This window comes from Bradyrhizobium sp. Kon37, from assembly GCF_055807535.1.
This window is the reverse complement of record NZ_JBVVOY010000038.1, coordinates 1-25,080: the sequence shown is the minus strand read 5'-3', so window position 1 is coordinate 25,080 and position 25,080 is coordinate 1. Positions and strand designations below refer to the sequence as shown.

Annotated in this window: 18 protein-coding genes, 2 pseudogenes and 1 riboswitch; of the genes and pseudogenes, 12 read left to right on the top strand and 8 right to left on the bottom strand. The window is 61.7% G+C overall.

From position 1 onward, the window contains the following. Positions 1-40: 40 nt before the first annotated feature. Positions 41-619: a PAS domain-containing protein gene (locus AC0L3J_RS35165; RefSeq protein WP_473350128.1), complete on the top strand. Its 579-nt coding sequence runs from the start codon at positions 41-43 to the stop codon at positions 617-619. Between the two features lie 567 nt (positions 620-1,186). Here AC0L3J_RS35165 and AC0L3J_RS35160 read toward each other — a convergent pair. Further along, a complete protein-coding gene (locus AC0L3J_RS35160; RefSeq protein WP_473350127.1) occupies positions 1,187-1,399 on the bottom strand; it encodes a hypothetical protein in 213 nt (70 codons plus the stop codon). Between the two features lie 577 nt (positions 1,400-1,976). Here AC0L3J_RS35160 and AC0L3J_RS35155 point away from each other — a divergent pair. Further along, the gene (locus AC0L3J_RS35155; protein WP_473350126.1) at positions 1,977-2,177 is read left to right on the top strand and encodes a hypothetical protein; all 201 of its coding nucleotides are present in this window, start codon (positions 1,977-1,979) and stop codon (positions 2,175-2,177) included. A 278-nt stretch (positions 2,178-2,455) separates the two neighbouring features. Then, entirely contained in the window at positions 2,456-4,426 is a 1,971-nt protein-coding gene (locus AC0L3J_RS35150; protein WP_473350125.1) for a methyl-accepting chemotaxis protein, read from the top strand. Between the two features lie 173 nt (positions 4,427-4,599). On the opposite strand, the gene AC0L3J_RS35145 is transcribed toward AC0L3J_RS35150, so the two are convergent. The 4 genes from AC0L3J_RS35145 to ligD form a co-directional block, all read right to left on the bottom strand. Beyond that, positions 4,600-4,905 carry a hypothetical protein gene (locus AC0L3J_RS35145; protein WP_473350124.1) on the bottom strand — a complete coding sequence of 102 codons (306 nt, stop codon included), beginning with the start codon at positions 4,903-4,905 and terminating at the stop codon, positions 4,600-4,602. Between the two features lie 1,012 nt (positions 4,906-5,917). Beyond that, positions 5,918-6,148, bottom strand: coding sequence for a hypothetical protein (locus tag AC0L3J_RS35140; RefSeq protein ID WP_473350123.1), 231 nt, complete (start codon positions 6,146-6,148; stop codon positions 5,918-5,920). Positions 6,149-6,153: 5 nt separating this feature from the next. After that, positions 6,154-6,621, bottom strand: a complete 468-nt coding sequence (locus AC0L3J_RS35135) for a hypothetical protein (protein ID WP_473350122.1) — start codon at positions 6,619-6,621, stop codon at positions 6,154-6,156. Between the two features lie 34 nt (positions 6,622-6,655). Beyond that, a complete protein-coding gene (gene ligD / locus AC0L3J_RS35130) occupies positions 6,656-8,473 on the bottom strand; it encodes a DNA ligase D (RefSeq protein WP_473350121.1) in 1,818 nt (605 codons plus the stop codon). A gap of 554 nt (positions 8,474-9,027) precedes the next feature. Between ligD and AC0L3J_RS35125 the strand changes: the two genes are divergently transcribed. Then, positions 9,028-9,261: a hypothetical protein gene (locus tag AC0L3J_RS35125; protein ID WP_473350120.1), complete on the top strand. Its 234-nt coding sequence runs from the start codon at positions 9,028-9,030 to the stop codon at positions 9,259-9,261. 153 nt (positions 9,262-9,414) lie between these two features. Here the strand turns inward: AC0L3J_RS35125 and AC0L3J_RS35120 are convergent. Together AC0L3J_RS35120 and AC0L3J_RS35115 are read right to left on the bottom strand one after the other, a co-directional pair. Beyond that, positions 9,415-9,675: pseudogene (locus AC0L3J_RS35120) on the bottom strand (SOS response-associated peptidase family protein); the annotation flags it as partial. 426 nt (positions 9,676-10,101) lie between these two features. Further along, entirely contained in the window at positions 10,102-10,311 is a 210-nt protein-coding gene (locus tag AC0L3J_RS35115; protein ID WP_473350119.1) for a hypothetical protein, read from the bottom strand. 226 nt (positions 10,312-10,537) lie between these two features. On the opposite strand from AC0L3J_RS35115, the gene AC0L3J_RS35110 reads away from it, so the two are divergent. Continuing rightward, positions 10,538-12,439: a diguanylate cyclase gene (locus AC0L3J_RS35110; RefSeq protein ID WP_473350118.1), complete on the top strand. Its 1,902-nt coding sequence runs from the start codon at positions 10,538-10,540 to the stop codon at positions 12,437-12,439. Between the two features lie 1,054 nt (positions 12,440-13,493). Here AC0L3J_RS35110 and AC0L3J_RS35105 read toward each other — a convergent pair. After that, positions 13,494-15,190 (bottom strand): annotated as a pseudogene (locus AC0L3J_RS35105) (FAD-dependent oxidoreductase). Positions 15,191-15,501: 311 nt separating this feature from the next. Between AC0L3J_RS35105 and AC0L3J_RS35100 the strand changes: the two are divergent. The 7 genes from AC0L3J_RS35100 (at position 15,502) to uca (ending at position 24,466) form a co-directional block, all read left to right on the top strand. Further along, a complete protein-coding gene (locus AC0L3J_RS35100; RefSeq protein ID WP_473350117.1) occupies positions 15,502-15,711 on the top strand; it encodes a hypothetical protein in 210 nt (69 codons plus the stop codon). Positions 15,712-16,405: 694 nt separating this feature from the next. After that, positions 16,406-16,516, top strand: a riboswitch (guanidine-I (ykkC/yxkD leader). Positions 16,517-16,594: 78 nt separating this feature from the next. Continuing rightward, positions 16,595-17,668 (top strand): putative urea ABC transporter substrate-binding protein, encoded by a 1,074-nt coding sequence (locus AC0L3J_RS35095; RefSeq protein ID WP_473350116.1) that lies wholly within the window; start codon positions 16,595-16,597, stop codon positions 17,666-17,668. Positions 17,669-17,779: 111 nt separating this feature from the next. Then, the gene (locus AC0L3J_RS35090; protein ID WP_473350115.1) at positions 17,780-18,598 is read left to right on the top strand and encodes an ABC transporter permease; all 819 of its coding nucleotides are present in this window, start codon (positions 17,780-17,782) and stop codon (positions 18,596-18,598) included. Beyond that, the gene (locus tag AC0L3J_RS35085; RefSeq protein ID WP_473350114.1) at positions 18,595-19,428 is read left to right on the top strand and encodes an ABC transporter ATP-binding protein; all 834 of its coding nucleotides are present in this window, start codon (positions 18,595-18,597) and stop codon (positions 19,426-19,428) included. Before AC0L3J_RS35090 ends, AC0L3J_RS35085 begins: the two co-directional genes overlap by 4 nt. Continuing rightward, positions 19,425-20,270 (top strand): urea amidolyase associated protein UAAP1, encoded by an 846-nt coding sequence (locus AC0L3J_RS35080; RefSeq protein WP_473350113.1) that lies wholly within the window; start codon positions 19,425-19,427, stop codon positions 20,268-20,270. The genes AC0L3J_RS35085 and AC0L3J_RS35080 overlap by 4 nt, the downstream gene beginning before the upstream one ends. Then, positions 20,267-20,920 carry an urea amidolyase associated protein UAAP2 gene (locus AC0L3J_RS35075; RefSeq protein ID WP_473350112.1) on the top strand — a complete coding sequence of 218 codons (654 nt, stop codon included), beginning with the start codon at positions 20,267-20,269 and terminating at the stop codon, positions 20,918-20,920. Before AC0L3J_RS35080 ends, AC0L3J_RS35075 begins: the two co-directional genes overlap by 4 nt. Before the next feature lie 3 nt (positions 20,921-20,923). Next, positions 20,924-24,466, top strand: a complete 3,543-nt coding sequence (uca, locus tag AC0L3J_RS35070; RefSeq protein WP_473350111.1) for an urea carboxylase — start codon at positions 20,924-20,926, stop codon at positions 24,464-24,466. Positions 24,467-25,080: the final 614 nt, after the last annotated feature.

The window sequence follows — 25,080 nt, the reverse complement described above, 5'->3', positions numbered from 1 at the left end:
GGCTACAGCTCGTTAACGGTGTGACGCGTAGTTTTGGACCATGCGCTACTCGGACGGTTCATTTGCCGATGTGAAGTCCATCAGTCAGCAGGCCATGTGCCGGTACTGGGCACGCACGGCCGGCGATAAGCCCTTCCCTTCGCTCAATCAGTTCAGGCCCGAACCGCGCCTGCATGACCCAAAACAACTGATCATCTGGAGTGTTGAGCGCCCGGGAGAGGGGCACATATTTCGAGCGCTTTACCAAGGCGTCAGCGTAGGAGAGGTCTTCAATTCGAGCTGGGCCGGGAAATCGATGGAAGAGGTTCTGCCACCAGCGTTGAAGGAGTTCGGTCTAGAGGCCGCCGAACAATGCGTGACCAGCGGCTGCGCCATCTACAATGTGTTTTCGACCTACAACAGCGGCGGCCATACGATCGATTGTGAGCGCTTGCTCCTACCTTTGGGACGCTACGGCCGGGTCGAGCAAATGGTCGGGTCCCTACAACTGATTAGCATGGCAGGATCGTTCAACCGCGAGACCGTCATCCGACACTTCGAATGGAAAACGGACGTATCCTGCGCAATTCGCATCTACGCGTCAGGCTCTGCCCGGCAATCATCACAATCGACGAGCTAGGAGCGGGAAGCATATCGCACTTCTTAGCGGGATGCGCGTCAAAGGAATGGCGCGGATTGGGCGGGGCATCTCCGGACGTTAGACAGCGCGCGGGCATGCTGCCCACCCGGATTGCTACGGTCCCCTGGTGCGTGATCGTTTACGATCTTCGACTATATTTGCGCCTATGGGATCCCTCCTATGAGTCCATCGCGGCAATGAAGCTTGCCGCCGAAGCCCATGGGCTAGAACGGCCGAGATGGATCGCCGCCGCGCTCGCGAGGTCGGAGCTCGCTCGCCTAGGCGGGAATGCCGAGGACAACCTGCCTGAAAAGTGCCCTACGCCGTAGCTCGTTCGGTGCAACGCGCAGCGCCTTCCCCACGCCGATCGCGTTCAGGGGGAAAACGCGGTGCCGCGCCCGCCTACGGGATCAAATCCTCCTTGGTGAGGCCTGAGGCACCGGTTGGGTGAGCAAGCTTGGTCAGCGGGAGGCGTCTCTCGGCGGCTTTCTCGCGCACTGCGAGAGGGCCGCTAGGCTTCATCGGGTGGACGCTGCGCACGATGAAAAACGACGCGGGGCTTGGGCGTCAGGTCTCGCCGGGTCCGGTGAGGCTCGATGCAGGCGTCGTCGTGAGAGACCCCGGCAGCGGCCGCTCGGCCGGTCCGGATGCCGAGGGCCGACCGCTTCTGCTGTCATACCGCTTGGCGAGATCCAGCAGACGACGCCGGGTGAACGGATCAGCCTTCTCCGCCATACCCCGGACCCTTTGGGCCAGACCTCGGTAGAACTCCTGCTCCATGACACGCCCCCTCAACATCGCTGCCCAGAGTTGAGTGCTCTGCGGTCACGGAGTCAAGAAGGCCCGGAATGGTGCGTGAACCCGACCAAATTTTTATCGGCCAACTTGAGCTCGCGATTTCGGCTTAACTAGAGTGCCATCGCAGGCGGAAAATAGATGGCAATGCTCCATCCGCTCCGGCAGGCGTGCCCGGCGTGCGGCAAGCCGATGAAAGATTGTCCGACCAAGCTTCAGAACGCCGCCGCGGTACGTGCGCACCAATTGCAACGATGACGTACGCGACCCGGCCGCCCGCAACTGGGCGGATGGCCCGTTGCGGCCTCCGGAGCCCTAGGTCTCCGCTGCGAGCCGTCTTGTTGAGCATGGAACGGTCTCGACCGGATACCGTTGATGTGGCGGGCCCGCGCGAATAGCACGGCCGGCGTGGCTCCGCCATCAAGCCCCCCAGCCCCCAAAAGGCGGGGCCACGCTCATTCTTTCCAGTCGTCGCGCAGAAATTTTCGTGGACCGTAACTTGCGTGAATCCGCGGCTGAGCCGGTTCAGGCAGAATGCTGCTTTCGCTGGGAGACACCTCCAATGTTCGATGCTGAAACCACCGCGCTTTTGCGCGCGGTTCTCGATGAGGTGTGCGAGAGCGTGTCTCGCTACGAGACCGCTGCCCGCACCCACGTGGCCTCCATGATCCTCGAAGCCGCCAGCAAGGGCGAGACCTCGGCCGACAGGCTGAGGCGGATCGGTGTCAATGCGCTCCGCGAGGCGCCCATCGTGTGGCATTGATCCTGCTCTCAGGCGAGTGCGGCAGCGCCGCCCGGCGTGTACCTGAGGCGTGTACGGCTGGCCATCTGACGTCCGGTTCGCCGTCAACATCTGCCCAAGAGCGGATCGCCTCCGAGGTCGCAGATGGCCAACAGCGGAAGTCAGCCGCGCCCCGCGCTTCTGCGGCTTTCCTAATTTTCTAGACAGCCTTTTTACGGTTCATTCTTTCATTACCCGTAAGTTACGCAAAGGAGACGCTTTTCCGCCATTTTAACGCGATCTTTTTTTGGGGTTCAATCATGGGTTTTTTCTCATTTCGTTTGAGCCATAAAATCCTGATGATCGGACTCATCGGCCTGCTCGGGCTCGCGGTATTCGGCGGCATCTACTTGACTGGCGCGGCATCGCAAGAGGGATCGCGTAAAGTGGCAGAAGAGGCTCGGCTTCTGTCGAGCCTAAATGAGAAGCTTGCGCGTGACATGCTGGATGCTCGCCGGGCGGAGAAGGATTTCCTGCTGCGACGGGATGAAGCTTCCATGAAACGCCATGCGGCCGTCAGCGCGACGATCGCGGCAGAGATGGACCGGCTTGGGACGATGATCAGAACGAGCGGCTTTGGTGGACTTTCAGAGAAAGTCGACAGCCTTGCCAAGGGTTTCACTGAATACCAGAAGCAATTTGCCGCCTTGGAGCAAACAGAGATCAGGCTCGGTTTGAACGAGAAGCTCGGATTAGGCGGGTCGTTGCGGGGGTCCGTGCATGACATCGAAGCCCGACTGAAGGATACCAACAGCCAGGCGCTCACGAGCGGCATGCTGATGATGCGACGGCATGAGAAGGATTTCATGCTCCGCCGAGACCCGAGCTATGTAGAGTCCTTCCAGAAGAGCGCCGACGAGTTTGCCAAGACGGTCGCTGCTTCTGATCTGGGTACTGCTGTAAAGACCGATATCGCAGCCAAGTTGCAGAGCTACAGAAACGACTTTGCATCATGGGCGGAGGCTGCCCAACGAGCCAAGGCCGAGGCTTCGGCAATGTCGAAGGAATATGCCAACATCGAGCCTATCTTCGAGTCCATCGAACAGGATGTTCGGCAGCGCCATGATGGCGCCCAGGCGCAAGAGGCCGAGACGCTGGCCGCTGTGAAACGTTGGATGCTGATCGCATTGGTGCTCGCAATTGTCGTTGTTTCAGCACTCTCGCTGACCATCGCTCGTTCTGTTACGAAGGCCATTGCCTCCATGGTGCAGGCCATGGTCCGGCTGGCCAGAGGCGACATGACCGTGGCGGTCCCCGGCATCGGACGTCATGACGAGATTGGCGAGATGGCCGGCGCGGTCGACGTTTTCAAGACGAACATGATCGAGGCGGAGCGCCTCCGTGCTGAACAGGTCGAGGTCGAAAAACGTCAGGCCGAACAGCGGAAGACCGACATGCATCGCCTAGCCGGCGAGTTTGAAGCCGCCGTTGGCGAGATTGTGGAAACCGTATCGTCGGCTTCGACCGAACTCGAAGCATCCGCAGGAACGCTCTCGAGAACGGCCGAACACGCGCAGGACCTCGCAACCACCGTTGCTTCGGCCTCGGAGGAAGCATCCGCCAATGTACAATCAGTCGCTTCGGCAACCGAGGAGCTGTCGTCCTCCGTCACCGAGATTAGCCGGCAAGTCCAGGCTTCAGCGCGGATGGCTTCCCAGGCGGTCGATCAGGCAAGAACGACCACAGAAAAGGTCGGCGCGTTGTCCAAGGCAGCGGCCAGGATCGGTGACGTCGTTGATCTAATCAACACCATTGCCGGCCAGACCAACTTGCTGGCTCTTAACGCCACCATTGAAGCTGCGCGCGCGGGCGAGGCAGGGCGTGGGTTTGCGGTAGTCGCCTCCGAGGTCAAGGCACTGGCTGAGCAAACCGCCAAGGCCACAGGTGAAATCGGTCTGCAGATATCGGGCATTCAGACCGCGACTGAGGAGTCGGTCCATGCAATCAATGCGATTTCCGGGACTATTGAGCAGCTCTCGGAAGTCTCTTCTACGATCGCCGCCGCCGTTGAGGAGCAGGGGGCGGCCACTCAGGAGATCTCGCGCAACATTCAGCAGGCCGCGCAGGGCACTGAGTTGGTCTCTTCGAACATCAGCGACGTTCAGCGCGGAGCGAGCGAAACAGGCTCAGCTTCGACGCAGGTGCTTTCCGCCGCTCAGTCCCTGTCGCTGGAAAGCAATCGGCTAAAACAGCAAGTCGACCGTTTCCTTGTCACCGTTCGCGCGGCCTAGCCAGCGGGAACAGGGCAAAAAAGCACCATGGCCCAGGACGGCGACTGTAGGTCAGCGCCACCTAGGCCGATGTTCCAGTTAGGGCCAAGAGCCGACGTTTGGCGAGCGCGTTGCGAGGACTAATTCGGGCTCTGGCTCCGACCAGCTTCGCTATCGGCATCGCGAGCGGGCGATCAGTTGGAGAGCCGGCGACGGGAAAACTTGGAGGCAGCAGATACAATCCTGTCGTAAGCTTCGAGGGCAGCGTCGGTCGATAGCACGATCATTTCTCGGAACCTCGCATCGCTCACCTGCGTGAAGCTTTGGCGTATGGCTTCGGTGAGTTCACCATCGCTGACAGATGGTCCCTTCGGGGTCGTTCGCCCCGTAAGTTGATTGAATAAATTCAGCCGGTAGGTGTCTGCCGCGACTTCCACGGCCCGGTCGTGCAAATTGTCTACCTTGCTCATCTTCATCGGCTGCTTGGAAAGGCTAAACATTTCGGTCAGAATATCCGCAAACTTCCCATTATCAAGTACGTGAGGTTCTCATCGTTCCTGAGAGCCAGCTACGCAAAGGCGTGCCTCGTTAGGTCCGCTGAGGGTCAAGAGGCGCTCGATGCAAATCCGGGCCGATGACCGGCATACCGCAGATTAGCGACAAACCGGCCGCTCCGAGGCCCTTAGACAGACGGCTGTGACCCTCCTCGATGTCTGCGCTTTTTTATCCTGCGCTTACGGCGCTCCAAGGATCTTGCCGGCACGGTGCGCAAGCGAGAGAGGCCTTCCGCGATGGTCGCCTCCGATGAGAGGGATCACCCGAGACCGGCCTCTCAAGTGCTTCAAGGACGGCACGCCCTTCGTCGGTAATGACCAATCGCCAGCATCTCGCACTACGAGCCCTTGCGTGAAAATGTCCAGCTGCGGAGCCCGCTCAGCAAGCGACTTCATCCGCGCAATCCATTCTGGCCCGCTCGTATAAAATATGGCCAAATGGCGCTTGATCAGCGCAAGGCTGCCACGACCATCGGGCTGGCCGGCAAGGATTTTCAATGTAGACAGCTGAAAACTCAACGCGAGGCACCGACGCAACCGGATGGTTTTTTGTGATGGTACCCGAGTCGGTAGGCGCTTCGGCCGACTTCCCGCTAAAAACCTTTATCGGTAAGCCTAAGGCAATGCGTGCTCAACAGAGCGGACCAAACTGGCCAAAACGGGGTACCGCCCCAGCGTTTGGAAAACTGGGCGTCCAAAGTGAAGGGAGCCCGATTGGCCTCACAATCAGACCCAGGCGAGCTTATAGCTGTGACTATCCTCGGGGCGCGCAGCCATCCAGTACGGGCGGACGAGCAGCAAGGAGCAGCCTCGGATCAAGCGCGATCCCGCTCTCCAATAAAACGTTGCTTGCCGGTTTGATCAGGCCGCCAACTCGGCGGATGCACGCTGCATGTTGGAAGCCATGTCGGATGTGACAATGCTCTGTTCTTCGACTGCCGAAGACCGCCGATGAATATCAGCTGCGGGCGCAATGAGGTTTTCGAAACTCCGTTGGTCGCGGAGCCGCTCCCAGAAACTTTGCGCCACGTCCGAATTTTGCCTTGAGCAATTGCCACGTCTCGGTCAGCACCAGGTCGCTGGTAAGGTGCTGGTCGATGCTCCGGAGGATCGACTTGGCGCGCCCATTCTGAGCGTCCCGCTTGGCGGCGGCGGCAAACCAGACCGAGCTGTCAACGAACGCACTCATCCGCGTCACTCCTGAACAGGGTACTCCCAAATATCGCGCTTCGGCTCGTTGGCCTCAACCCATTTCTTCACGCTCTCTTTGGAGGCAAAGAGCCTGATCCAATCGGAGTCTCCAACGTCTCGGGAGCGGGGTTGCGGCGAGTAGAGCCAGACCGATCCTCCGGCTGGACCGCCTTCCACTTCGTGTTCCCAGGCCACGCCTTCAGGGTCATTTTCCTTGAACCACCTGTCGGCCGCATCGGCAGACGCAAACACCTTTATCCATCCGGCGTCACCTATCGTGCGCATTCTGCCGTCCTCGCAGTCGTCCAGGTACAGCCATACGGTTCTACCCTCGCGGCGAGCCTCGTCATGGTAGCGGGCGACCTCGTTCACCCTTTGCCGGTCGGAGCGATCGGCCTCAGGCAGGGACATCACCGCGGCGTAGAGTTCGGCAGGAATGCTCCGCCTGTCACCGGGAGGTTTGTTCCGCATTCCACCCATTGATCGAATACATCCGACACGTGGCTCACCTCCTTGGCTTGACGCGGAATGGACTGTCTAGGGTGAAGGCGTCCGGCGTGATCCCGCTCTCGATGCGCTTCCAGGTCACGGGCGCAGCGATCGGAAATCTCTCTCGGGCCCGCGGGGAATAGGTGCCGATCGCCGTTGTGCCGCGGCCATTGCGCAGATAATCGAGGAAGATGCGATCGCGACGCTTTGCCTGGGCAGACAGGAGATAGCGGTCTGGATGGCGAGCTGCGAGGGCGGACACGAGTTGATGCGCGACTCGATGCGCCTTGTCGTGCAGCACCGGTTGATCCAGCGGCGCCATGAGATGAATTCCTTTGCCGCCGGTGAGCTTGGGCCAGGTCTCGAAACCTTCTCGTTTCATCAGCGTGCGCAGCTCGAGCGCGGTCTCCACGACGGCGTCCCAGTCGACGCCCTCGCCGGGATCGAGATCGATCACGATACGGTCGGCATGTTCGAAGTCCTCGACGGTCGCATTCCACGGGTGCAGCTCGACGCCGCCGATCTGGACCAGCCCAAGGAATCCATCCAGGCTGTCGACCCACAGGCGCGTGCCTTCGCCGCCCTCGCGCTTCTGAATCCGGAGCTGGTGCACGGCGGCCGGAATGTCCTTCGGAAGCGGCCCCTTGTGATAGAAGGTGGTGCCGTGCACGTGACGCACCAGCTTGAGCGGACGATGGCCAAGGTGCGGGAGGGCCTTCTTCCACACCCTGCGCCAGTAGTCGGCGAGTTCTTCTTTCGACGGCACAACGGCGTCGGGCAGAAGCTGTAGGATGTTCTCTCGGGGGACGCCCAGCTTCGGCCGGCCGGCCACCGAAGGCACTAGTCGCGGCGCCTTGACCTCTCGCATCGCAAGATCATCGCGAAAACCCTTGAACACGGCTTCGCGGAGCAGGCCGTCATCGGTCAGCGCGCCATACTGGACCTCGATTTCGAGTGTCGGCTCGACCCAGGTCGCTTTCGGCTTTTTCACGGTCACATCGAGCGGAGAAGCCTTGCGGATCAACAGATCAAGCCGCTCGCGCAATTCGCGCGCCGTCGTCTCAGTGTAGCCCGTACGCACCTTGCCGGCGTAGAGCAGCTTGCCATGGTCGTGGCGCCCGACATAGAGGGACGCCACCTTGCGGGGGCGCGCATCTAGCTTCTCTACGAACGCGACAATCGGAAAGGTCTCGCTCTTCTTGCACTTGAGCTTGATCCAGCTCTCCTGCCGTCCCGAGCGATAAGGCTCGCCGAGCCGTTTGGCGACGAGGCCTTCAAGCCCCAGTTTGCACCCTTTGTTGAAGACCTCGTTGCCGTCGGCCGCAAGCGCTTCGACATAGATGAATGTCTCAGGTGCATCCTTCAGAAGCTGGTGCAGCAGGCGCTTGCGTTCCTCGTACACGACGCGGCGCAGGTCGTACCCGTCGAGGTATAGGAGATCGAACGCGTGGTAGCGCACACGCTCGCTGCGCGTTCGGCCGAGCTCTCTCCTGAGCTGCTGGAAGTCAGGCAGGCCGCTACTGCCGTACACCACCGCTTCGCCGTCCATGATCGCGCTGCTTGCCTTGAGAAGGTGGGCGCTCGCTGCGATCGAGGAAAACTGTTCGGTCCAGTCCAGGCCCGTACGCGAATAGACCTTGGCGTCGTCATCTTGCAGATGCAGCTGCGCGCGGTAGCCGTCGGCCTTGATCTCGTAGACCCAGTCTTCGCCGCGCGGCGGCTTTTCGCGCAACGTGGGATCACATGGCTCGATGTAACCAGGGATAGCAGCTTTGGCTGCGCCAGGAACGCGCGATATTCCCGAACGAGACTGACGCAACGCCACGGCACACATGCCGATTCAACGCGGTGGCGCTGATTCGTTCCGTCACGGGGAGGTCTGCTTCGGCCCAGCGCGATCCAGTTCCGGCCCGCCGGTTCGCCCACAGAGTCCAGAGACACTCGATTGTAGTGCGTTGCGGCGAGGGACGCGCCCGACGACTAAGCGCGTCCCAAGTTAGCTGCCGGGATGGATCACTCGACACTCTAGCGGACAGCTTCTCCGGCCTGGCTCGCTGGATCGTCCCCGATCTCCCGCAGTTGCCGAGCGGTGCGGAGAACGCGTGCTCGCAACGGACACGCTGCTTGTAAAATGCCCGAACTGCGGCGCATGGCCGGCGGCCGCGAGCCTGCCCAAAAGCATTTCACGTGACGCCGAGGTGGAGTTCAGATGCTCCTGCTGCGGCCACTACGAGGCTGGGCGCTTGAAACGCGCGAGCGCACTGCAACGCCCCAAGCCTCACCGGATGGCATAGTCCGCGGGAGCCGGATGCCCCGCAACATTGCTCGCGGGACGGCGATGCCCGCCCGGACTTGATGATCCACGCCGTTATCTTGGAGGAGAACATCATGAAAACCATCTTCGCCACTGCCTGCCTGCTCGCAATTGCGTTGGCCTCGCCAGTGCAGGCCAAAGGATGCATCAAGGGCGCGATCGCGGGCGGTATTGCCGGCCACATGGCGGGACATGGGAAGCTCGGGGCGGCGGCCGGCTGCGCCATCGGGCATCATGAGGCCAATAAGCAGCAGAACGGCAACAACCCGAACAACTCGAACGCACAAGCTCCGTCGGGGCAGAAGTAGTCTCCAGCGTGCAACGAGCCGCTGCGACACAGCACTTGGTCCAAGCCCGACGGGTGCTCGCCTAGGGACCTCAACTCCCAAGGCGGTGTAGGCCCTAAGAGGGCAAACGTTTAGTCCAGTTACATTGCTTTCGCTCACTCGGGCTGCGACCGGTCAGGTCGCCCGCGGACTGGGATCCTCCTTGATGCCGCGCGCGACAATCTGGAGCGAGCCGAGTGGCAAGGGGCCTTGCAGCTTCAATGCCTGTTCGGGCGGTGCGGTCATCCAGGTTTCGACCTCTTCAGGCGTCGTCAAGATCACCGGCATCGCCCTGGGGTGGATGGCGCCGGCCTCGGCGTTCGCGTCCGTGGTCAGAAAGGCGTAGAGATCGTTGGTAGTCTCGCCTTCCTTGACCTTTCGCACGGAAGTCCAGTGCCGTAATTCCTGCGGAAGTCACCATTGAGCTTCGCAATTTTGGACAGTTCCGAGGATGTGTCGACGTCATTTGCCATCAGGGCTGGCTCCATCATCTGCTAGGACCGGCGCCTTATGAACCACTGTTTTGCCCGACGGAGCAAGTGAAATTTCGTATTATCAGAAATCTCTCTTCACGGCGCTGGAACTTCACTCGCAATTCGCCGGTTCCATGAATGCAATGTGGCATCGTATCTCTAGCAGGACGTTTATTTGCTTCGCGGGCCGCTACATGCGCGCTGGAGAGGTGGTCTCCTGACTAACGTTCCTCGTTCGGATGCACCCGCTTACACGGCGTAATGCTCTGGTTTTCGGTCAGCTTGGTCGGCGGCTTGTCGCTCATAGCATCGTGTCCACCGCCACAGCGACGGACGGCTTTAATCTAGATCAACGAACAACACCTGCCGCATCGTCCTTGCTGGGATCAACCCAATCGATTGCGAGGAGGCAAGCTTCGACGACAACGAAGGCAACCAGACCGCCGAGCGAACCGAAGAAGACGATGGAGAAAGTGGCGAGCAAGAGCGCGCAGAAGACGTCGGCAAGAACCTTGCCGTTGCGCTCGCTTCCGGTTTGGTCGGCTGTCAAGTAAGGCATTGGGCGTCTCCCCCTGAGATGGCTTCAACCCTAACTTCATCGGTAGCAGCCGTCCACTTCCTCAGGGTGAGTGCACGAGGCACCCGCAAAACACGGAATTTGGCCAAATCGCGCTACGAATATTTTCTTCGTATTAAGCAATCGGTCGTGTTTCCGTTCGATGGACCATGCCAGGAACCGGCGATTTACGTTGAGATGCCAACCTGCGGCATGATCGGAGATGCAGGTGCTGCGCTACATCAGATCCCCATTAAGCATTGCCGTGGTGTTCCTCTGCTTCACGTTGGGGAGCCTCTGGAGCCTGCTGCTGTGGAAGTCTTCGCAGGAACGGGCACTTGCGTTTGCGAAGGCCGGCTCCGAGACGGAAGGCCTGACGCATTCCCTGGCGCAGCATGCGTCCAAGAGCTTCGGCGCGGTCGCGCTCGCCCTGATGGCAGCCAAGCAGTACGTGGAGCACTCAGACCGGTCGACCCGAGCGTCAGCGGATATCGACGACCTGCTCGCCAGATATGCCGTCAACTTACCGCAGGTCCGGGAAATTGGTGTGCTGTCGGAGCAGGGGGACTGGCTTTACTCATCTTTCAAGACAGTGCCGGCGGTTAACAATGCTGATCGCGAGTACTTCAAGTATCATCAGTCAGACCCCGATCCGACAATACGGATCAGCGATCCGCTGCTGTCCCGCGTTACGGGGCGGCCGAGCCTGTTAGTAAGCCAGCGGCTTTCAACACGAGAGGGCGGTTTCGGCGGCATCGTGTTCGCCGCAATCGACCTCAGTTACTTCAAGACATTTTACCGAAGTTTTGAAATCAATCAGAACCGTGGCGTCACGCTGATGAAGACGAATGGCATCGTCCTCATTCACCAACGCGACAGCGAAATAGGCAAAAGCCTGAGCGACACCAGCCTGTTCAAGCACTGGCTCTTGCAATCGACGACGGGACTCCATCAGATCATCTCGCCATTTGATGGTCGCCAAAAGCAGTTCGCCTATGAGGTGGCTCCTGATTTTCCGGTCATAGTCTCGGTCTCCTTGGCAGACGCAGACGTGCTGGCTATTTGGGAAGAGAATCGCCGGTTCGATTTTTTTATGGCTGGCGGCGTATCGCTAGTGCTCATTGCGTTGGCCTCCATATTGGCGTTCCAGTCCCGCGCCAGAGCGGTCATGGCGCGGGCGCTTCGCGAACGCGAGCGGGGCTACCGTCTACTCGCGGAGAACGTGCAGGACGTCGTTACGCGGCTCACGCCCAACGGTCGTCGTCTCTACGCCTCGCCATCTATCGAGAAGCTGCTCGGTTACACGGTTGCGGAGATCATGCGCGAGACATCGCATGTGCACATTCATCCTGCGCACCTGCCCATGGTCCAATCCTTGGTCCGCGGCCTTGGCCCGGACAACCGGGATGGCATGTGTGAATATCTCGCGTACCGAAAGGACGGCACGCCGATCTGGCTGGAAGCGCACTTCAGCTTCGCGGTGCGTGAGAAGAGCGGTGAGCCCGAGATCGTTGCCGTTGTCCGTGACATCTCAAAGCGCAAAGCAGCCGAAGAGCAACTGACAGGCCTCAACGAACAGCTCAGGAGCCTTTCGGAAACGGACGCGCTCTCGGGAATCGCCAACCGCCGAAGGTTTGATCAAACGTTGGAGCGCGAGTGGGCCAGGGCTCAACGGGCTGGAACAGAGCTCTCAGTTCTGATGATCGATATCGACAAATTCAAGAGCTACAACGACTCGTACGGTCATGGTGCAGGCGACGCCTGCATTCAGGCGGTGGCGCGGGTGCTGTCCGAGAATATCCGGCGCGCAAGCGACCTTGTCGCGCGCTACGGTGGGGAGGAATTTGCAGTGATTGTGCCTGACACCTCCGTCGACCAGGCAATTTTGGTGGCGGAGAAGTTGCGGTCGGTCGTCGCGAGCCAGAAGATGTTGCATGAAGCCAGCACATATGGCGTCGTGACAATCAGCATCGGTGTGGCGGGCGGAGATACGGCGGAGGGAATTGTCGGCAGGCTCCGGGATGCTGACCTGATGCTTTATCAAGCGAAGGCGGACGGACGAAACTGTATTCGTGGCGGCCACGTTGAAGGGCGCGAGGCGCTTCCCGGCACAAGCGAAGCTCGCGCATAGAGAGCGTACAAGAGTGAACTTTGCACATGACCAAAATCAACTTAGGCCGCCCGGCTTAGAGACGGTGCTTCGCTCAGGGATGTCTGCTCGATCCTTCAAGAGCGGGAGGCTGCACGACGCTACAGATGTTCGACGTGCTGCTCTGAAGGTTCCAAATTGTCTTGGCTCCGCGCGAGAGTGCGGAAGCTGCTTTCTATCTGTTCGTATAGGTGGCGCGGGCAGATAGATCATCGGCTCTTTGAGCTGTGGGTAGGACCGAATGTCGGTTTCGGTGGTTGCGCCTCCGGGATTTGAAGCATCGGCGCTCCGGGTCAAATTCAGCCTTGGCGACAAGGGTTGGGACGAGGCCGTTCTCCGCTGCCAGGAAGAGTATCTCAAGCTCGAGCGTCAGTGGCGCGCGAATAGGCAGCCCACTGACGGAGCACCGCGGTCGCGGGCGAGTTCTGCGTGACCGAATGGCAGGTTCGCATCGTGTCCGTTGCGGAGACGTTCGGTTGGCACTAAGGGGTGGGCTAAACAGCTCGCGCTACGGAGCGAAGATACGGCTGGCCAAACTGGCATTTGTCCGATCGCTCGCCCGGCGCACGATCAGGTGATACTTCGGCAGACCGCGGTGTCCTTCGTGAAACAGTGAACCAGCCCAAAATGCTTCGTCGCCTCTTCATCCTTGCAGCTCTTCTTTCGTTCGCTTGCGCAGGCGAGGCGCATGCGGAATATCCAGAGCGGCCACTTCACCTGATTGTCGCGCTACCCGGCGCTTCACTTGGGAAGCGCTTTCTGCGGCCCATCACCAATTCTGATGATGGCGTTGCCTGTGTTCATGTCCTACCTTTTTTCTATCCTTCAGAGATCGAACCAGCTAGACGCGACCTTTGGGCGATTTCTGGTCTGGCACGATCTGCAAATGCAGGGAGTGTTGGTCAGCGCAAATTTGAGAATGAGACGACGCCGGAAACCGGCTCAGGTCTATCCGGTGGCGCCGCGAAGTCGCTGCCTTTGGGTCCCTCGGGGAAATGGCACTCTCTAATGTCTACCTGGGTTCAGTAGAAAGCTTTCAAACCAAGGCGCCCGCTGCTGCTTCGCCCAGAAAGCCGTGAAGCGCTGCGACCACTTGTGCGCCTTCGCCGATGGCGCCGCCGACACGCTTCACAGAGCCGGAGCGCACGTCTCCGACCGCGAAGATGCCCGGCACCGACGTTTCGAGCGTCTGCACGACCCGTCCATGCACAGGCAGACCCGTGGTGACGAAGCCCGCTCGATCGAGCGTGACCCCGCAATCCTGCAGCCAATTGGTGGCGGGATCGGCCCCGACGGACAGAAACGGATTGCGGATGTCGGAAGTCGCCTGCTCTCCGGATAGCGGGCTGCGGGTCGTCACCTGAGCTAGACCGGTCTCACTATCCCCCCTAGGGACACGACTTCGGTGTTGAAGACGAGCTCGATGTTCGGCGTCGCTTCGATGCGTTCGATCAGATATCGCGACATGCTGGCGGCCAATCCTCCGCCACGGATCAGCATGTGAACCTTCCGTGCGAATGCGGAGAGAAACACAGCGGCCTGTCCCGCCGAATTCCCTCCGCCGACGAGCACGACTTCCTGATCCGAGCACAGTCGCGCTTCGATCGGAGACGCCCAATACCAGACCCCGCGTCGCTCGTACTCGCTCAGGCGTTCGATCTCGGGATGACGACAGCGGGCGCCGCTGGCGACGACGACGGACTTCGCGCACATGACCTCCCCGTCGTCGAGGCTCAACTTGAACGCGCCATCCGACCTTGAACAGTCCAGCGACTTTACGGTGACGGGAATCATCATGCCCGCGCCGAACTTCTGCGCCTGGTTGAACGCCCGGGCAGTCAACGCCATTCCGGAAATACCGGTCGGAAATCCGAGATAATTCTCGATGCGCGCACTCGCTCCGGCCTGGCCACCGAACGCTCTGGAGTCGCACACCGCGACCGCCAGACCTTCCGACGCCGCGTAGACCGCGGTCGCGAGCCCGGCGGGGCCGCTGCCGACAATGGCGACATCATAGAGTGTCTCCTTTGCGTAACGGACGATCATGCCTAGCGCATGCGCGAGCTCCGACAGGGACGGATTGCGAAGCACCGACCTGTCCGGAGCCACGACCAGCGGCAGATCGCTGGGCGACGGCGTGTAGCGCGCCACAAGATCGGACGCGTCCTTGTCTGCGCACGGATCGAGCAGATGGTGCGGGTGACCGTTCCTGGTCAGGAATCCTTGCCACCTGATGACGTCTCTTGAATTTGCAGGGCCTATCAAGGCGGGGCCGCCTACGGCCCCCTGAATGAGATTGACGCGGCGGAGAATGAGCGCCCGCATGATGCGCTCACCGAGATCGGCCTCCGCGATCAGCAAAGCCCGCAACCTTTCGGGGGAAATCAAGATGGCTTCGACGTCGCCTTCTGCTCGCCCGTCAATCAGCGCCGCACGGCCTGACAATTGGCCGATTTCGACGAACTGGCCCGCTCCCTGATCGGTTACCGGAGTGAGGTTGCCGAAACCGTCCCTTTTGGTGATCGCGACATGACCGGACAACACGACGAACATGCCGAGACCGGCTTTTCCTGTCTCGAAAAGCAGGTCGCCGTCGAAGTAGCGGCGTACTTCACCGAAGCGCCGCATGCGCTCGATCTCAGCTCCGGTCGGAGCCGGAAATGTCTGGTCGTGGCGCGGCAACTTGGTGCTTCGCACGCCCGACGGGGCCGATGTCTGCGTTTGTGACGACATTGCTTCTCGAGTCCTTGAGCAACTGGATTGTCCAGCGGCGGCAGAGTGCCGTCAGCTCAGGGAGCTTTGAATCATACGTGTGTGTAGGTTGTCAGATTGATATTCGCCCGTGAAGAAGAGCGAGTCAGGCCGGGCGGTCGGCGACCGGTCCCCCGGGCACTTTTCCCAGGTGCTGGAAGTCAGCGGAATTTTGGATCGAGGGAGCCTTTGTCGACGCGTCTCTCCGCCAGACGCGAACCGCGGGCCCCGTTGAAACGACGCGCTTATCTCGCGCAAATCATGCCGCTGCCGTGCGCAAAGGCAGGCCCGTCATGATCAACATTGGCATTCAGGCCCTGCTGCTGTCGCACGCCAGTCTTCATTTGACGCTGACGCATCATGAATTGATGGAGATGATCGAAATTTTCCGTACTCTCGGAAGTTCGTACCGCCTCGCTGCGTCAGAGCCGGGAAGCGGCCCTCTCTATGGACGCCTCGCCTTGAATTTCTGTCGAGGCGCTGTGATGGGGGCAGCGCGGTAGGCGGCACTTCGGTGGCACCCCGGCATCGGGTATCTATGGAAGCGACTGTTTGCTGCGCGTGGCTATGTCATTCAACCCTTGTACAGACCGTCGGGCTCCGCCGCATGCCTTTGGCGGCTGCCAAGAGCCAAAGGCGATCGATGTAAGTAGACGCGGCCGTGGCGGAAAGAGAGCGGCGTCGAATTGTTCCCGGTGTCTAGACGAAGTTGAGTTTCCTCGAATGCGACTGAGAGTCGCGGCCAATCTCGGCGCCTCCTGGTTGCGAGGCCCATGAACTGCCTCACGCGAAGGATCGGATGAGATATCGCAGGTCTGGGTGGTGTGGGGAAGCGCATCACAAAGCGACTGATCCGGCGTCGGCGATGACCGGATGAGTGCGCCGCGCATCCGCGTCGTCCAGGTGCTGCGCTAGGCGCGCCGGCCCTTCACGTCACACGTCGGCAGCAGGCCGAAGCGGCCGTGCAGTCCCCGCCAGAGGCAACCGCAGAGAGCGCTCAGAAGCTCGCGCATCGGACTTCCCTCGACATTCGCGATGGGGCGATCCTGGGAGAGCTCATGGAGAAAAGACAGAGCCAAATCTGGGCAGGCCTGCGCGGCTTTTGGGCAGAACGCCGTCGCGGCCGAACCGGGCGTGCCGAAAACCTCATGAGATTCAACTACCGGCACTCTGGCACGGCTCGTGCATCAAAGCCGCCGAGTTGGTTGCTAGGGTTCCGACCTTGTAAGACAAGGTGCTGGTCCGAGAGCAGCCGCTTGCGGGGGAGACATCCCCGCAGGTGCACGGCGGGATAAAAGCCCGGGAGACCTCGTTAGCCAAGGGATTGGCGGAGCGATGGTCTTTTCGCCAGTCCCTTTTTGTGAAATTTCGCAAGAGGGATCGGCAATGCTCAAATTCAGTTTCTTCATTCGCTCTGTTGCTATTGGTTGCGCGGTTGCACTCGCGGCCGTATCAGGAGCCGACGCCGCGCCGAAGAAGAGCTTCAAGGTCGCTTGGTCGATCTATGTCGGGTGGATGCCATGGGGCTATGCGGCCGACACTGGCGTCGTCAAGAAGTGGGCCGACAAATACGGCATCACGATCGAGGTCAAGCAGTTCAACGACTACGTCGAGTCGATCAATCAGTACACCGCCGGCGGCTATGACGCCGTCACCATCACCAACATGGACGCGCTGTCGATCCCTGCTGCCGGCGGCGTCGACACCACCGCAATCGTGATGGGCGATTTCTCCAACGGCAACGATGCCGTCATCCTCAAGAACAAGGCCGACCTCGCAGCAATCAAGGGCCAGACCGTCAACCTGGTCGAGTTCTCGGTCTCGCATTATCTGCTGGCGCGCGCGCTCGAGACCAGCAAGCTGAGCGAGAAGGACGTCAAGGTCATCAACACCTCCGACGCCGATATCGCGGCTGCTTACAACACGCCTGATGTCAGCGCGGTGGTGACCTGGAATCCGATCGTGACAGAGATCCTCGCCTCGCACGACGCCAAGAAGGTGTTCGATTCCTCGCAAATCCCCGGCGAGATCATGGACCTGATGGTGGTGAACACAGCGGTCGCCAAGGACAATCCCGATTTTGCCAAGGCGCTGGTCGGGATCTGGTACGAGACGATCTCAAAAATGATGGCGAACGATCCCGCCGCGAAGGTCGCCAAGGAAGCGATGGCCAAGGCCTCGGGTACTGACCTCGCCGGTTTCGACAGCCAGCTCTCAACGACAAAACTGTTCGACAGGGCAGCGGATGCCGAGGCGTTTACGCGGAGCCAGACGGTCGGCGTGACCATGGACCGCGTCCGCAAGTTCCTGTTTGAAAAGGACCTGCTCGGCAAGGGCGCGAAATCGGCCGACGCGGTCGGTATTGAGCTCGCCGACAAGTCGGTGCTGGGCGACAAGTCGAACGTCAAGCTGCGCTTCGATCCGACTTACATGGACGAAGCCGCCAAGGGCAAGCTCTGACCCTTGCTTGACGCGCCTTCCTCGCGCGAAGCGGTAACCACCCGGATCAAGTCCGGGACAGGCCTCGCGCGAAAACGCCTTGCTTAGCACCACATCAGGCAGGAGCCGACCATGCGATTAGTGAACATACGGCCGGGACGGCAGACGCGATTCTATCTGCTCGCGCTGCCGTTCCTATTGGTCGCAATCGCCTACTTCGCTGGCTCCAGCGCACGGCTCGAGCAAAACCCGAACGATAAGCTGCTGCCGGCGCTGCCCAACATGGTGCAGGCCGTCAAGCAGATGGCGTTTGAAGTCGACCCGCGCACCGGCACCTATCTGATGGCCTCCGACACCGTCGCGAGCCTCGGGCGACTAGGATCGGCGCTGGCGATATCGACGGTGGCGGCGCTGGTCATCGGCATCGTGATCGGGCTTTTGCCGGGCGCCAACGCGCTGCTCGGGCCGTTCGTGTCCGTCACCTCGATGGTGCCGCCGCTGGCATTATTGCCGATCCTGTTCATCGTGATGGGGCTGGGAGAAAACGCGAAGATCGCGCTGATCGTGATCGGGACGCTGCCCTGCATGACCCGCGATCTAGCCATGAAGGTGCAGGAGCTGCCGCGCGAGCAGATCGTCAAGGCGCAGACGCTCGGCGCCTCGACCTGGCAGATCGCGCTGCGCGTCGCGATGCCGCAAACCCTGCCGCGGCTGATCGACGTGCTGCGTCTGCAGCTCGGGCCCGCCTGGCTGTTCCTGATCGCAGCTGAGGCGATCGCCTCGGATTCCGGGCTTGGCTACCGGATCTTCCTGGTGCGCCGCTATCTCGCAATGGATGTCATCATTCCCTACGTCGCCTGGATCACGGTGCTGGCGTTTCTGATCGATGCCGGCCTGCGCGTCATGCAGCGCAGGCTGTTTCCCTGGTTTGCCTCGGTGAGGGCGGAATGAGCGCGATCCGTTTCGACGACGTCTGGAAGGAATACGGCGACCACATCGTGCTGGAGCGCATCACGATGGAGGTCGCGCCGCGCGCCTTCGTCGCGCTGGTCGGCCCGTCCGGCTGCGGCAAGACCACGCTGCTCCGCATGCTGCTCGGCGAGGAACAGCCGAGCCGCGGGCAGATCCTGGTCGGCGGCAAGGTCCTGCCCGCCGAACCGGACGCCGATCGCGGCGTCGTTTTTCAGCGCTACTCGGTCTTTCCGCATCTGACCGTGCTGCAGAACGTCATGCTCGGCCGCGAATTGCGCGATGCCAAATTTGCAGCCCGGCTGTTCGGCGCCCGGCGCCGCGCTGCTGCCGACGACTCCATGAAGCTGCTTGCCGAGGTTGGGCTCGGCGGACAGGAGAACAAATATCCGACCGCGCTGTCGGGCGGCATGCAACAGCGGCTCGCGCTGGCGCAAGCGATCATGCGCGAGCCAAAGATCCTGCTGCTCGACGAACCGTTCGGTGCATTGGATCCGGGGATTCGCGCCGATATTCATGTGCTGATGAGGCGATTGTGGAACGAGACTCATCTGACCGTCGTGATGGTGACGCACGACCTCAGCGAGGCGTTCGGGCTCGCCACACGCGTGATCGCACTGGAACGGCAGCGCAACCGCCCCGAGGAGCGTGATCGCTACGGCGCCACCGTGTCGCGCGACCTCGAGATCTTTCCACGCCGCAGCGCAGAGCTGCGGTCGTTAGTTCAACCAGCTCCGATCGGGACGACCCGGTCAGGCAAGGAGCATCAGCCAGGACGTCCCGGCGCTCTCGTCTCGAAGGAGCAACCATGATCCTCACACTGGAACAGAAGGCCGAGGTCGCGGCGCATACGCGCCGTTACAACGAATTAAAGGCAGCGGGGCAAGAGCACGCGCCGCGTGCGCTGCCGGAGCCAACCTCGCGCGACGTCGCGCCGATCGCGGCCGCCGCGGTCATTCACCGGGAAACGATTCCGGCCGGCTGGTACTGGACGACACGGCTGAAGCGCGGCGAGGCGCTGCGCATCGTCAACAATTCGGGGACATCGACCGTCAGCCTGCTGGCCTGGAATGCCGCCGATCCCTCTGAGCGGCTCAACCACGCCGACACCATCAAGGTACAGTGGGCGGCCCGGCTGCAAAAGGGACGCGTGCTGCTGTCCGACATGGGGCGTGCGCTGCTCGGCATCACGGAGGATACCAGTGCCGCGCATGATGCCCTCGTCGGCGGCTCGACCGTGGCGACCAATCAGGCGAAATACGGCGAAGGCGCTTTCCGCAACACCCGCGACAATTTCATCCTGGCCGCGGCGAAGCTTGGGCTTGATCGCCGCGACTTGCATCCCTGCGTCAGCTTCTTCGCGCCGGTCGCGATTGACGGCAACGGCAGGTTTGTCTGGTTCGATGCTCGCCGGGAAAAGGGCGACTTCCTTGATCTGCGCGCGGAGCTGGACCTGCTGGTTGCGCTTTCGAACTGTCCGCATCCGCTCGATCCGGCGGAAACCTATCCGCAAGCGAGCGTGGAGGTCGTGCGCTATCGCGCCGCTGCGCCCGCAGCTGACGATTTGTGCCGTACCGCGACCGCGGAGGCGATCCGTGCCTTTGAGAACAATGCCCTGTATTTCGGGCGGACCCTGGAAGGAGCCGTGCGATGACCACCCAATCCGCTCGGAGCCGCGGCCGCGTCGTTCTCGACGTCGAAATTCCCGCACGCAAGCCTTGGTCGGCCATCATCCGCAAAGGACAGACGTTGCGGATCACGGATACTCATGGCCAACAGGCGGTCGATACCCTGTTCTATCGTGCCGACGACCATCACGAGCGCTACAGCGGCCAGGATACGCTGCGTGCCCAGGGCTCGGCCTATGTCGGCCTCGGTACCAGGATCATGTCCAATGAAGACCGGGTGATGCTGCGCGTTACGGCGGATAGCTGCGGCCTGCACGACACGTCGGCGGGCGCCTGCTCGTGCGAAAGCAATACCGTGCGGTTCGGCCACCAGACCCGCTACCAGCACGCCTGCCGCGAGAACTTCGTGCTGGAAGCCGCGAAATATGGCATGTCGAAGCGCGACATCGTGCCGAACCTGAACTTCTTCATGAACGTGCCCATTGATCCCTCCGGTAATTTCACCGTGGTCGATGGCGTCTCCAAACCTGGCGATGCCATCGAGCTGACGGCCGAGATGGACGTGCTCTGCCTGATCTCGAACTGTCCGCAGATCAACAATCCCTGCAACGGTTTCTTCCCGACACCGGTGCAGGTCACGATCTTCGATGTCATGACGTTCGAGCCGGAGGCCTGAGGCATGTTCACCAAGGTCCTAATTGCCAACCGCGGCGAGATCGCCGGACGGATCGGCAAAACATTGTACCGCATGGGCATCGGCTCCGTTGCGGTCTATTCCGACGCCGACCGTTTCACGCGGCCGGTGCTCGACGCTGACGAGGCGGTACGGATCGGCCCGGCACCGGCCGTCGAGAGCTACCTCAATGTCGATGCGATTGTGGCAGCCTGCCTTGCAACCGGCGCGCATGCCGTGCATCCCGGCTACGGTTTCCTGTCGGAGAACCGCCGCTTTTCTGAGTTGCTTGCCGAGCACGGGATCAAGTTCATTGGGCCCCGGCCTGAGCATCTCGACGCCTTTGGCCTCAAGCACAAGGCGCGCGAGCTCGCCGAGCAAAGTGGCGTGCCGCTGCTGCCGGGCTCCGGCCTGCTCGAGACCATCGACGAGGCGGTACAGCAGGCCGAATTGATCGGCTTTCCCGTGATGCTGAAGAGCACAGCGGGGGGCGGCGGTATCGGCATGCAGCTCTGCCACGACATGGCGACCTTGCGCGAACGGTTCGCCTCGGTGCAGCGCACCGCGCGAGCAAGCTTTGGCGACGCGCGGGTCTATCTCGAGCGGTTCGTCGCTGCGGCACGCCATATCGAGGTGCAGATCTTCGGCAACGGCAAGGGTGACGTGGTCGCGCTCGGCGAACGCGATTGCTCGCTGCAACGTCGCAACCAGAAGGTCTTTGAGGAGACGCCCGCGCCCGGTCTCTCCGCCGACACCAGGCGGCGGCTTCATGCGGCGGCGGTCGCGCTTGGCAAGGCGGTCGCTTATGAATCCGCAGGCACCGTGGAGTTCATCTATGACGTCGAGCGCGAGGACTTCTACTTTCTCGAGGTGAACACCCGTCTGCAGGTCGAGCATCCCGTCACCGAGCTGGTCTATGGTGTCGATCTGGTCGAATGGATGATCCGGCAGGCGGCCGGGGAGGATGTGCTGGGCCAAGCCGACGCGCTCACGCCAAAGGGCTCGGCGATCGAGGTGCGGCTGTACGCAGAGAATCCGGGCGCAGGCTTCCGTCCGTCCGCAGGGCGGCTGACCCAGGTCAGCTTTTCGCCGGCCGCGCGGATCGACGGCTGGATCGAGACCGGCACGGAAGTGTCGCCGTTCTACGATCCGATGCTGGCCAAGATCATCGTCTCGGCCGAGACGCGTGATGCCGCGATTGCGAAGCTGACGCAGGCGCTGGATGACACGGTCGTGGCTGGTATCGAGACAAATCTGGCCTATCTGCGCGCGATTGCGGCATCCGAGGTATTTCGGAGTGGGCAGGTCGCGACCGGCGTGCTCGGCGCGTTTGCGTATAGTCCACACACTATCGACGTCGTCGCACCCGGCGCGCAGAGCGGCGTGCAGGAATTACCTGGCCGGCTGCATCTCTGGCATGTCGGCGTGCCGCCGAGCGGGCCGATGGACGAGCGGTCTTTCCGCCTCGCCAATCGCGTGGTGGGCAACCCGGAAACCACGACTGCGCTCGAGTTGACCGTCAACGGACCCACCTTGCGCTTCAACACCGACGCGACCGTCGCGCTCTCGGGCGCCCGGATGAAGTCGTCGCTCGACGGTGCCGAGGTGGCCTATGGCGAGCCGGTCGCAGTGGGGGCGGGCCAGACGCTCGTCATCGGCAGCATTCAGGGGCCGGGCCACCGGACATATCTTGCCGTGCGCGGCGGATTCGACGTGCCGGAGATCCTCGGATCGCGCGCGGTGTTTGCGCTCGGTGCGTTCGGTGGCCATGCGACGGGTTCGCTGAAGGCGGGCGACGTGCTGCATATCGGTGCCGCGACGCCGAGCCTTGCAGCCCCGCGACGCGCAGAGGAGAGCGAGCAGCCAGAGCTCGTCTCGGCCTGGCAGATCGGCGTGCTTTATGGCCCCCAAGGCGCGCCGGACTTCTTTCTCGACGAGGACATCGAGACGCTGTTTGCGGCGAGCTACGAGGTGCACTTCAACAGCGCGCGCACGGGCGTGCGGCTGATCGGTCCGAAGCCGCGGTGGGCCCGTGCCGACGGCGGCGAGGCCGGGTTGCACCCGTCGAACATCCACGACAACGCCTATGCGATCGGCTCGATCGACTTCACCGGCGACATGCCGATCATTCTCGGCCCTGACGGACCGAGTCTCGGCGGCTTCGTCTGTCCGGCAGTTATCGCGCGCGACGAGCTCTGGAAAATTGGCCAGCTCAGGCCCGGCAACACAGTTCGCTTCGCGCCGGTGAAACGCGACGATCCGGTCGCGGGCCCCACGGTGCTGCGGGCGCCCGAGCTCGGCGCGGCGGTTGTCGGACGCAACGACGACGGCCCGATTCCTGTGGTCTACCGGCGCGCCGGCGACGACAATCTGCTGGTCGAGTATGGCCCGATGGAGCTTGACATCGCGTTGCGGCTGCGCGTGCATGTGCTGGCGCAGGCGCTGGAAGAAGCGAAGCTTGGCAGCCTGATCGACCTCACGCCTGGCATCCGCTCGCTGCAGATCCATTATGACAGCACAGCGTTGCCGCGACAAAAGCTGCTTGACATGCTCAGGCGGATCGAGCGCGAATTGCCGCCGGTCGATGCGATGCGGGTGCCGAGCCGCACCGTGCATCTGCCGCTGTCGTGGCGCGACCCGGAAGCCGAGCTTGCGATGCGCAAGTATCAGGAACTGGTGCGGGCGGATGCGCCTTGGTGCCCGTCGAATGTCGAGTTCATTCGCCGCATCAACGGGCTCGCCAGCGAGGAAGACGTCCGTCGCATCGTGTTCAATGCGGATTACTTCGTGCTCGGACTGGGCGACGTCTATCTCGGTGCACCGGTGGCGACGCCGCTCGACCCACGGCATCGGCTGGTGACCACCAAGTACAACCCGGCGCGGACCTGGACGCCCGAGAACGCCGTTGGAATCGGCGGCGCCTATATGTGCATCTACGGCATGGAAGGGCCAGGCGGCTACCAGCTGTTCGGCCGCACTATCCAGGTCTGGAACGCTTGGCGCACGACCCCGGCGTTCAAGCCCGATCACCCCTGGCTGTTGCGGTTCTTCGACAAGATTCGCTTCTTCCCGGTCGACCCCGACGAATTGCTGGACGCGCGCGCCGCATTCCCGCACGGCCAGTACGACATCAAGATCGACGAGGGCGAGTTCTCCTACGCTGACTATGCGAGGACACTGGCCGAGGCGCGGCCGTCGATCGCAGCGTTCAAGGCAACCCAGCAGGCAGCATTCAATGCCGAGCGCCAGCGCTGGCGCGAGATGAAGCTCGACGAGGTACCCCCGGAGCCGATTGATGCGAGCGCCTTGGCGACAGGGATTCCGGAGGGCCAGGTTGGAGCGTTCTCGGAAGTGCCGGGCAACATTTGGAAGGTCCTGGTCGAGAACGGCGCCGAGGTCGCCGCCGGCGACGTGCTCGCGATCATCGAGTCGATGAAGATGGAGATTAGCGTGCTCTCACCCGCAGCGGGCCTGATTGCGTCGGTGCCTGTGAAGCCTGGCCAGACGCTGCGCGCCGGAGATGTGGTGGCGCTGATACTGCCGGTGTAGTGGGCGGGTGTGACCGCCGCTTGCCTCTCAACAGCGGCGTCAAGCGGACGTAGCGGGAGAGGAGGAGATGCTGATGCCGATTGCCGGCAAGAGGCTGGCGAAGGAACGGCGGCGAAGAAGCTTACGGCAACCCGCAAAGAAAGCCCCCTGACGACAGAGTAGGAGAGAGGCAGGGAAATGAATGAAGCGCGGCAATGATGGAAGCTCTCGGCTTGGTACGACCAGCAGGGCTCGAGTGTCCTTCATCAAGGGCTAATATGGGCGGGAGCGCTGCGTGCTAATGCGCTAACGTCCGATACTTCGCGGGTTTCGGTAAGACGCCAGCAGTGCACTTCGAGCGCGCACCAAGACAAGTTCAGCCGCGTAGAGGGTTGAGTGATGGTCACTGTCGTCGGCAAGGTCTGGCTATCGTCCACCGATTGCGACTTCGGCTGGTTTGCTGGCTGGACCACGTGAAGTTGCCACGCAAGTCCAGTTTTGTCCTGACAGCGGGCGAAACAAGACAGTCGCCGGACGTACGGCTCCGGGTTGGCAAGAAGAATCTTCACTTGCGGCGTTGGTCGGAGCAGCCATGTGTTCGGCCTTCTTGTGCGGTACTCATGACCGCTGGCCAT

Excerpts from the sequence above, each read along its gene's own strand:
- AC0L3J_RS35165 (WP_473350128.1), top strand. The coding sequence starts at position 41 with ATGCGCTACTCGGACGGTTCATTTGCCGATGTGAAGTCCATCAGTCAG.
- AC0L3J_RS35160 (WP_473350127.1), bottom strand. The coding sequence starts at position 1,399 with ATGGAGCAGGAGTTCTACCGAGGTCTGGCCCAAAGGGTCCGGGGTATG.
- AC0L3J_RS35155 (WP_473350126.1), top strand. The coding sequence starts at position 1,977 with ATGTTCGATGCTGAAACCACCGCGCTTTTGCGCGCGGTTCTCGATGAG.
- AC0L3J_RS35150 (WP_473350125.1), top strand. The coding sequence starts at position 2,456 with ATGGGTTTTTTCTCATTTCGTTTGAGCCATAAAATCCTGATGATCGGA.
- AC0L3J_RS35145 (WP_473350124.1), bottom strand. The coding sequence starts at position 4,905 with ATGTTTAGCCTTTCCAAGCAGCCGATGAAGATGAGCAAGGTAGACAAT.
- AC0L3J_RS35140 (WP_473350123.1), bottom strand. The coding sequence starts at position 6,148 with ATGAGTGCGTTCGTTGACAGCTCGGTCTGGTTTGCCGCCGCCGCCAAG.
- AC0L3J_RS35135 (WP_473350122.1), bottom strand. The coding sequence starts at position 6,621 with ATGCGGAACAAACCTCCCGGTGACAGGCGGAGCATTCCTGCCGAACTC.
- ligD (WP_473350121.1), bottom strand. The coding sequence starts at position 8,473 with ATGTGTGCCGTGGCGTTGCGTCAGTCTCGTTCGGGAATATCGCGCGTT.
- AC0L3J_RS35125 (WP_473350120.1), top strand. The coding sequence starts at position 9,028 with ATGAAAACCATCTTCGCCACTGCCTGCCTGCTCGCAATTGCGTTGGCC.
- AC0L3J_RS35115 (WP_473350119.1), bottom strand. The coding sequence starts at position 10,311 with ATGCCTTACTTGACAGCCGACCAAACCGGAAGCGAGCGCAACGGCAAG.
- AC0L3J_RS35100 (WP_473350117.1), top strand. The coding sequence starts at position 15,502 with ATGATCAACATTGGCATTCAGGCCCTGCTGCTGTCGCACGCCAGTCTT.
- AC0L3J_RS35095 (WP_473350116.1), top strand. The coding sequence starts at position 16,595 with ATGCTCAAATTCAGTTTCTTCATTCGCTCTGTTGCTATTGGTTGCGCG.
- AC0L3J_RS35090 (WP_473350115.1), top strand. The coding sequence starts at position 17,780 with ATGCGATTAGTGAACATACGGCCGGGACGGCAGACGCGATTCTATCTG.
- AC0L3J_RS35085 (WP_473350114.1), top strand. The coding sequence starts at position 18,595 with ATGAGCGCGATCCGTTTCGACGACGTCTGGAAGGAATACGGCGACCAC.
- AC0L3J_RS35080 (WP_473350113.1), top strand. The coding sequence starts at position 19,425 with ATGATCCTCACACTGGAACAGAAGGCCGAGGTCGCGGCGCATACGCGC.
- AC0L3J_RS35075 (WP_473350112.1), top strand. The coding sequence starts at position 20,267 with ATGACCACCCAATCCGCTCGGAGCCGCGGCCGCGTCGTTCTCGACGTC.
- uca (WP_473350111.1), top strand. The coding sequence starts at position 20,924 with ATGTTCACCAAGGTCCTAATTGCCAACCGCGGCGAGATCGCCGGACGG.